General features: G+C 40.3%; 1 protein-coding gene. It reads right to left on the minus strand.

All coding sequences use genetic code 11. The features are described 5' to 3' along the window. Nucleotides 1-72 precede the first annotated feature (72 nt). Nucleotides 73-553, minus strand: a 481-nt coding sequence (locus tag J3P34_RS22045) for an ankyrin repeat domain-containing protein (protein WP_210490796.1), incomplete at its 5' end; no start/stop codon positions are given.

A 553-nucleotide genomic window follows, 5' to 3' on the forward strand; every position in this document is an offset into this window, starting at 1 on the left:
TGCCAACGGCCGCGTGTATGCAAAGCCCGCAGCGAAGCAAGGGTTTTGTATACACTGTGTTGGCTGACGAAATTATTTATTCAGTCTACTTTCTATAAGCGAAATAACTTCAGGATTCTTGCTTTCCTTAGCGGCAGTAAGAACGGTGTTGCCATCACCATCAGTAGCATTAACGTCTGCGCCACTTGCTAATAGCAACTCTACAACTTCTTTATTCCCTTTGGATGCCGCATACATTAAGGCTGTGGTATTAAATCCGTCTTTCCAGTCTATTTGTGCTTGATTAGCAATTAAAAGCTTCACAATCTCAATATTTGAATTGTTAACTGCAGTAATCAACGGGTTTACCTTCATCCAAGGTCCTGCCTGCTTAATATAGTTCGGGTCAGCCTTTTTCTTGAGAAGCGCTTCAACCTTGGCTTTGTCATTCTTTTGGACAGCTGCATATAGTTGCTCATCCTTACTTTGAGCAACCGTTAGAAATGACGTACTTAAAGTCAGTACAATTAGGAGTAATAATTTTTTCATTTTATAGTTTTTTTGACAGCCAACG

The sequence above is a fragment of the Rufibacter aurantiacus genome (genome assembly GCF_017916345.1).
Lineage (GTDB): Bacteria > Bacteroidota > Bacteroidia > Cytophagales > Hymenobacteraceae > Nibribacter > Nibribacter roseolus.